Annotated in this window: 5 protein-coding genes and 1 pseudogene; all 6 read right to left on the bottom strand. The window is 64.6% G+C overall.

Annotation, left to right across the window (positions count from 1 at the left end; all coding sequences use genetic code 11):
* Positions 1-1076, bottom strand: a pseudogene (locus ACRDUX_RS35685) (hypothetical protein); the annotation flags it as partial.
* A gap of 192 nt (positions 1077-1268) precedes the next feature.
* Positions 1269-2477 carry a hypothetical protein gene (locus tag ACRDUX_RS35680; protein WP_526421388.1) on the bottom strand — a complete coding sequence of 403 codons (1209 nt, stop codon included), beginning with the start codon at positions 2475-2477 and terminating at the stop codon, positions 1269-1271.
* A gap of 63 nt (positions 2478-2540) precedes the next feature.
* Complete coding sequence (locus tag ACRDUX_RS35675) at positions 2541-3779, bottom strand: hypothetical protein (RefSeq protein WP_526421386.1); 1239 nt, start codon at positions 3777-3779, stop codon at positions 2541-2543.
* Positions 3780-4131: 352 nt separating this feature from the next.
* Positions 4132-5466, bottom strand: coding sequence for a nucleotide sugar dehydrogenase (locus ACRDUX_RS35670; RefSeq protein ID WP_526421384.1), 1335 nt, complete (start codon positions 5464-5466; stop codon positions 4132-4134).
* A gap of 185 nt (positions 5467-5651) precedes the next feature.
* A complete protein-coding gene (locus ACRDUX_RS35665; protein ID WP_526421382.1) occupies positions 5652-6560 on the bottom strand; it encodes a hypothetical protein in 909 nt (302 codons plus the stop codon).
* Between the two features lie 85 nt (positions 6561-6645).
* The coding region (locus ACRDUX_RS35660; RefSeq protein WP_526421380.1) for a dockerin type I domain-containing protein at positions 6646-7686 on the bottom strand (1041 nt) is incomplete at its 5' end.

Here is a 7686-nt window from a genome sequence, read left to right as displayed (position 1 = left end):
ACGATGTTCTCTCCGATCGTCGCCGGCGTGCCCTCCGCCGCCTCGGCGCCATTCGTCTTCGCCGCGATCACCTCGCCCTCGTGCTCGTAGAGGTAGTCGCGCAGGTTGAGCATCAGCTGGCGTGGCGCCAGCTCCTTGCCGCTTATGGTCGCTGGGCAGTGCGACGAACAGCGCCCGCACTCCGTGCAGGAGTACATGTCCAGCACCTGCTTCCAGGTGAACTGGTTGATGTACGAGGTACCGAACGTCGTCGCGTTCTCGAGATCCTGTTTGCTCAACTGCCCGGTCGGCTCCAGCTTCCTGAAGAAGACATTCGGCACCGACGTGATGATGTGGAAGTGCTTCGACAGCGGCAGGAGGTTCAGAAACGCGAGGATGATGCAGTTGTGGATCCACCACCCGGCATTGCTGGCGAACCCGGCCAGGCCCACCCCGCCCACGGTGACCAGGATGAATCCCACCAGGCGGCTGATCGGCTGCCACAGCTTCTCGCTCTCGATCTCCGGCGAGGGCGGCGCCGCATAGAGATGGCCGCCGTCGTAGAGGAAGCCGCTGATCATGATCGTCCCGATGAAGGAGAGGATCAGGATCGCTTCCCCGTGCGACTGGCCGCGCAGCCGATCCTCCGCCGGGGCGAAACCGAACAACCGCGGTGGATGGGAGACCACCCAGCGGTAGATCGCCATGCTGATGGCACCCAGGACGATGACCTGGATGATATCCTTCAGCAGCAGGTACGGCCCGCCGAGCAGACCGACGGACATCAGTGGCAGGTGGAAGTCCGGCACGAAGCCGCGCACGAACATGTGGATCACCTGGATGGCCAGCACCGAGAAGCCCCAGAAGATGAAGAAGTGCATCCACCCGGCAGCCTTGTCACCCTTCAGGGGCTGCTCGCCGACGACGAACTTCTTCTGACCCAACACGTACTTGTTGACGGCGTCGATGCGCTCGAGCAGGCGGTCGAAGCGCGCCACCGCCGCCACCTTGAAGAGCACCGTGGTGCGCCGGTAGAGGGTTCGGCCCAGGATGCCGAACGCCACCAGCAGGACTGCAGTGAAGATTAGCGTACTCATCACAAATGCCCCCGATACCTGGTGTATGGCTTATGTCTCAGTGTCCTAGGGCAATCGATAGTCCATTGCAAGGTGACGTATCGGTACCCAGTTCCCATCCGAGCAGCGACCGGCGCGTCAGGCTGAGGACGAAAAAAAGGCCGGGGGGGTTCTCCCCTCCCGGCCTGTAGAAGCGTTGGGTCTGGCGGGTGCTTACGGAGCGCCCGGCAGGTCGATGATATCAGCCGTCGCGCGCTCGCCGGCCTGGTGCAGGTTGAGAGCCGTCGAGGCGACCGTGCTTCCCAGGTCCTCGGAGTCCGAACGGTAGAACTCCTCGGCCACACCGAGAAGCCCGTTGCCGTGGATGGGCGACCCGTCGTCGACACCGCGGATACGGGTCTGGCCGGCCAGCGTCCCCGAGACGAAGGCGCTGAATACCGAGAACTGGCAGCTGTTCGAGGACGGATCGCTATCGGTCAGCGACCGATCGAGACCGGTGCCGAGGGTACACAGCTCGTACTCCTTGAAGCAACGAACCTTGCGGCTGGCCGAGAAGCGCTGCTCGAACTCGTTGAAGACCAGGAACTGCGCGGTGGTGTCGAACAGCGCGATGTCCTGCAGCTCGAAGTTCTGCGAGCACGGCACCAAGGTGAGGTGGGTCTTCACCGAGTAGCCATTGACCGGCTCGACCGCATCATCGAAGAAGTGGTTGAGGATGAGGACGTTCGGGCAGCCGTTGTACTCCGGCTCCTCGCCGCCGAGGACGAGCGTGTTGTCGCCGTCGTTGGCACCTTCGATCGCGTGGATGCCGATCGCATTGTAGGCCCGGGCATCGATCGACGAGGCGGTGTAGTTGATGATCGACACTTCGCCCTTGAGATCGTTGCGATCGACCGGCGCGTCGTCGGGACCAACCTGGACGCACTTGAGCTCGCCCATGAACGGGTCTTCGCTGACCGGCGGGATGCTGCCGATATTGAGGCCCTGCGCCGCCAGCGGGAGGGAGAAGATTCCCTCACCGATACGCCACACCAGCGGCTGGCGCGGCGACATGGTGAACTCGAAATCGGTCTCGATCCAGCCCTCGAGGCAGATGCCACCCGGTCCCGGCTCACCTTGACAGTCGGCACTGGTGTAGCAGACCCGATCCGGATCGTTCGAGCAGTGCGAATTCGCGTTGACGTAGAAGCAACGCAACTTCACTTCTTCTTCAGAAACGTTCGTCAGCTGAATCTCGGTATCCGTGAAGGTACCGGCCGGATTCAACACGCCGTCCGTATCGTAGATCAACTTGGGGATTACAATCAGACCCGCCGGGCGGTCCGACGCCACATCGGCCGACGCGATTCCCGACATCAGGAACGCCCCTCCCAGGATGGCGCAGACACCCGAGAGCAAAGGATTCCGCTTCACCGTACGCATTGCCCTTCTCCTTTCAACCGTCAGGGAGAACCCAACCACAGCCGTACCCTCGTTCCCTGCCGCTTAGTTGCCGGGCAGTGTGACGACGTCGACGATCTCGCCGTCAGTTCCCGAGAACCGGTCCCCCTCCATGTGGAGATTGAGCGCCGCGCGAGTCACGTTACCCTGCGCATCGGCCCGGCTCACGCCGGCCACACCGAGGACAGCGCCGTCGCCGGCGACGGGCTTGATTCGCGTGTGCATCCCCACGGTGCCGAAGCCGCCGAAGGCGAAGACGGATCGTTCGGGGTCATTGGGGCTGTCGACTTCGTACAGGAAGAAGTTGTCCCAGCAGATCACGGTCGTGCTGGCGGACAGTCGCTCTTCGAACTCGTTGTAGATGTCGAACTGCACCGTGACGCTCTCGGGCTCGCTGTTCTCGTAGTCCTGCGTACATGGAATCAGCGTCAGGTCGGTGAGCGTAGCGCTGCGCAGGCTCAGGTCGCCCGTGATGGGGTCCAGAATCTGCGGCCCGTTCAGGCAAGTTCCACTCGGGCAGTTGGCGTCCGAGTAGCAGGGAACGGTGGCATCCATTGAGCAGGTGCCGCCGCGCAGCGCATCGAACAGCACTGGGTCGGTGACGCCTTCCGAGAAGTGGTTCAGCAGGAGGACATTCGGGCAGGCGTCGTACTGTCCGACGACCTCTTCCGAATCGAGCGGCTGGTTGAGCAGCAGCTCGTTGCCCGTCTCGCCGGCCAAGTCGGTGCCCTGGATGCCGATGGCGTTGTACTTGGAGACATCGCCGGCCGCGAACAGGGTCGCCTCGCCCTTCAGGTGGTTGCCACCGATGGGGTTGTCGGCCACGTCGACCTCGACGCACTTCAGCTCACCCTCGAAACCATCCGGAACCGGCGGCACTGCGCCCGGATCGAGACCGGCGGTCGAGCAGGCCTCGTTGGGATAGTACTGGCCACCGCTGCTGTTGCATGTGTCCGACGGGTTGACGAAGCGGCCGGTGCTCACCTGCCACTGCGTCGGCTGCTGCTTGGTCAACCAGATCTGGAAGTCCGTGACCTGCCAGAGGTTGTCGGCGTCGTTCACGTAGAAGCAGCGAGCGTGAACCATGTTATTGGAGATGTTGGTGATCTGGACAATGGTATCCGGATCAGAATCCGTGTCCGCGAGGATCTTCGGGAAGGCGAGGATCGATGCTCCCCTCTCCGTGGTGACAGCCGCGTGAACGCTCGTGGCAGCCATCATTCCCAGCGCCACCGCGACCCCGCAGAGACCTGAGAGAAAAGCATTTCGCTTCTCCGTGCGCATTTCCCTCCTCCTTTCCAGTCGGCCGAGACTCATACCTCACTCCCTCGCGTGCGAAGCCAGCATGTGCCGCGCCACAAGGGGGCCGCGGCAGAAGTGGCGCGTTACATACTCAAAATTCAAACGCATTGTCAAGGGAATACCAGGCACATCGGGCCGTTGATCCGGGGTTCTGACGTGGAGTCCCGGACCGCGGACCGTCTGCAAACCTTTCAATGTCCTAGTCGGTGCCAGGCCTCCCCCAACCCTCATGAACTCAAGCGCAATAGGCGGCCTTAGAGCACTTTTCCCACGGCCGGTCAAATGCAAAACCTGGAAGGCTGCGTTTGTCTGCCCTGGCGGGCATCGCGGCTGGTCAGGCCATGACGATGTTTTCCCGGCCCTCGCGCACATTGCGGGTGGCGTTGCGGGTATCGACGATCAGCCGGCTGTGACGCACGATCATCTCGTAGTCGAAGCCGGAGTGGTCGGTGGCGATCAGCACAGCGTCCGCGGCGGCAAGGGTCTCCGGCGTCAACGGCGCGGAGCTCAACTGGAAGTTGTAGCGCCGGCCGGGCTTGAGGGCAGGGACGAACGGGTCATGGTAGGTGAACTCGGCCTGCTTGCGCGCCAGCAACTCCATCAGCTTGAACGCCGGCGATTCGCGATCGTCGTCGAGGTCGCGCTTGTAGGCCACGCCGAGGATGAACACGCGCGATCCCTTGAGGCTGCGCCCGCGATCGTTGAGCGCTTCGGTCAGGCGCTCGATCACGTAGGCCGGCATGGCCAGGTTGACCTCGCCGGCGAGCTCGATGAAGCGGGTGGTCAGCTCGAACTGGCGCGCACGCCAGGTCAGGTAGAAGGGATCGATCGGGATGCAGTGTCCGCCCAGGCCGGGTCCGGGGTAGAACGGGGTGAAGCCGAAGGGCTTGGTGGCGGCGGCGTCGATCACTTCCCACACGTTGAGCCCCATGCGCTCGAAGAGCACCTTGAGCTCGTTGACCAGCGCGATGTTGACGCTGCGGTAGATATTCTCCAGCAGCTTGGCGGCCTCGGCGACGCTGGCGTGCGACACCGGCACGACGCGGTCGATGACGGTGCCGTAGAGTGCCGCCGCGACACGTCCGCATTCCGGGGTGACGCCGCCGACCAGTTTGGGGATCGTGCGGGTGCTGAAGTCGCGGTTGTTCGGATCCTCGCGCTCGGGCGAGAACGCCAGGTGGAAGTCGCTGCCCGCCCGCAATCCGGCCCGCTCGAGGATCGGGCGAACGATCTCATCGGTCGTGCCCGGATACGTCGTGCTCTCGAGCACGATCAGCTGGCCGGGGCGCAGGTGTTGGGCGATTCGCTCGGCGGTATCGACCACGTACGAGAGGTCGGGCTCGCGGTTCTCGGTCAGCGGCGTCGGCACGCAGATGAGGATCGCGTCGCAACGCGCCAGGTCGGTATAGTCGGCGCTGGCATAGAGCCCCGCTTCGCCGCCGACGCCGAGACGGCCGCGCACCAGCGAGGTCAGCCGGGACGACGGCACGTGGCGGATATACGACTCACCGCGGCGCAGCGCCTCGACCTTGTCGACCCGCGTGTCGAAGCCGACGGCCGAGAACCCCGCCTCGGCGATCGTCGCCGCCAGCGGCAGGCCGACGTAGCCGAGGCCGATCACGCCGACCACGGCGCGGCGCGAATGAAACAATTCGATCAGATCTGCCATGCCTGTTGCGCACCTGTTCTCGCGGCGCCCCCTGGAGGTATCCTCCGGCCGCGATCTCCGTTCATACCGTCCGGTTCCGAGCAACGCTAGCGGCATTTCCCGGCGCAGAACGCAGAACGGGGGACCTCCGTATGGAGTGTCCCCCGTTTGCCTATGGCCGGTGACCCGGCCTCGTTCCGTTCAGTCTAGAAGCGGCGCCGACGTGCCCAGAGGAGCATCGCCGGAGCGAGCAACAGCGCCAGCGTGCCGCGCATGTTGCTCTGGCCATTCGGCACGATGTTGCAGCCGTCGTCCTCATTGTTTCTCGGCGCCGGCGTGCGGGTGCTGGTTCGCACTGCCGTGCCGGTTGCCGTCGGGGTCGCCGGCGGTTCGGTTGGGGTCGCCGTGGCCGTCGCCGCGATCGATCCGGTGGCTGTCGCCGTGCTGGTGGCGACCACCACGGTGGTGGGGGTGCTGGTTGGGCCGTCCGGCGTGTCGGTTGGCGTGGCCGTCGCCGCACCCGTGGACGTCGCGGTGACTGTCGGCTCGCCAGTCGGAGTCGGCGTCGCGGTCGGTACCGCGTCCGTGATGACGATCTCGCCGTTCTTGATGCGCACGGGGATCTCGCCACCCAGCGCATCGCCGAGGAACGGCGATTCGATCTCGACCGCTGAGGTGCCGGTCGGCACGCCTTCCAGCACGTGGAAATCGCAGGTCACGATGTCTCCATTGCCGAGCGGCGGCTGCGGATTCGGCGCGCCGAGGACGAACACCTCAACGTTGACAACGTCCTCTTCGAGCAGCTGTCCTGCGACGCCGTGCGTGTCGGCGATGCGGTCGGCGACGGCGCAGTTGCCGTTCACCGGCTCGAGGAACTCGACGACATCGGCCGGGAAGCGCAGATCGATACCGGCACTGACGGCCGCGTCATCGATGTCTTCCGACAGCACCAGGGTCACCGAGACGGTGCCGCCCGGCACGCCGCTGCCGCCGACCAGCGACAACTCGGGATCGACGAGGCCTGCGCTGGCCACCGACCCCACCATCATGAACGCAGCCATCGCCGCCACCTGCGTCAGAATCCCATTCCTTGCCTGCCGCACTGAACTTTCCATGCGTATTTCTCCTCTCCCTTGTCTGGTCCTCGCCAAGTACGCGCCCCCGCGCTCTCAGGAACCGGCCGCTGCCCTGTGCGGCCGACTACGGACAACCCAAATTGATGTTGTTGATCGCGATCGTGATGTCGTTGGCGCGCACCCGGCCGTCGCCGTTGAAATCGGCGGCCAGGCAGGCCTCGAGCGGCTGCACGCCGTTGATGATGTTGATCATGATCGTGATCTCGTTGCTGCGCACGCGGCCATCGAGGTTGCAGTCGCCGACGCACTCGCACTCATCGTTGACGCAGGCCTGGCGACCATCCAGGCACGATTCCGGTCCCGACATCGGCCCATTGCACTCGATGATCGGCTTGCAGACGCCGTCCTTGCACTGTGTGCCGTCTGGGCACATCTCGTCTGTGGTGCACGGCGTCGTCGACTCCTTGATCTCGATGGCGCCGCCGGTGACTTCCGCATTGAACTTGTTGGAGCCCGGATCGGCGATCTCGAGCCGGTTCAGATCGTAGTCGAGCTGCGACGTCTGGGGCGCGGCAGCCGGCTGGATGCGGAACTGACACTGGAACACCGGCCCCGGTCCGAACGACTGGATCGGCGGCATCTTGTCGACCACGGCGACGCGCAGGCGGCCGAAACCCGGCGGATTGGTCGGGGTCTGCGGCAGACGCACTTCCGGCTCGAACGAGCCGGCCGCGAGGATGCGCGGGTGCAAGGTGCAGGGTGGGGTGGTCTCCGACACTTCGAGCAGCGACTGGTCGTACAGGATGTCTGCCTGCGCAGTCGTCACATCGTCGCCGCCGGTGAGCTCGATATCGATGGTGACGATCTCCCCCGGGATGCCGGAGATGTCTCCGACGTCGAGGGTGCGAGTCTCCGTCGTCCGATCGAGCGCGTAGATCAGCGGTGACCCCTCACCCGGGCACCCCAGGCCGAGGTTGATCACGGCCAGGGTGATGTCACCCGAAGTGACCTCACCGTCTCGGTTGATGTCGCCTGCCGGACAGGTCAGCTCGGCGCAATCGCCGCCGAGGATGCACACCATCTTGGTGATCTCGCTGCCGAAGACGATGCCGTCGAGGTTGCAGTCACCGCCGCACTCGCAGATGCCCGCGAGACAGGTCTCGCG

It is taken from the genome of Mycobacterium sp. (assembly GCF_050701675.1).
Taxonomy (GTDB): Bacteria; Actinomycetota; Actinomycetes; order Mycobacteriales; family Mycobacteriaceae; genus Mycobacterium.
This window is presented reverse-complemented; position numbering and strand designations above follow the sequence as displayed.

Coding starts and splice junctions, on each gene's coding strand:
- ACRDUX_RS35680 (WP_526421388.1), bottom strand. CDS start 2,477: ATGCGTACGGTGAAGCGGAATCCTTTGCTCTCGGGTGTCTGCGCCATC.
- ACRDUX_RS35675 (WP_526421386.1), bottom strand. CDS start 3,779: ATGCGCACGGAGAAGCGAAATGCTTTTCTCTCAGGTCTCTGCGGGGTC.
- ACRDUX_RS35670 (WP_526421384.1), bottom strand. CDS start 5,466: ATGGCAGATCTGATCGAATTGTTTCATTCGCGCCGCGCCGTGGTCGGC.
- ACRDUX_RS35665 (WP_526421382.1), bottom strand. CDS start 6,560: ATGGAAAGTTCAGTGCGGCAGGCAAGGAATGGGATTCTGACGCAGGTG.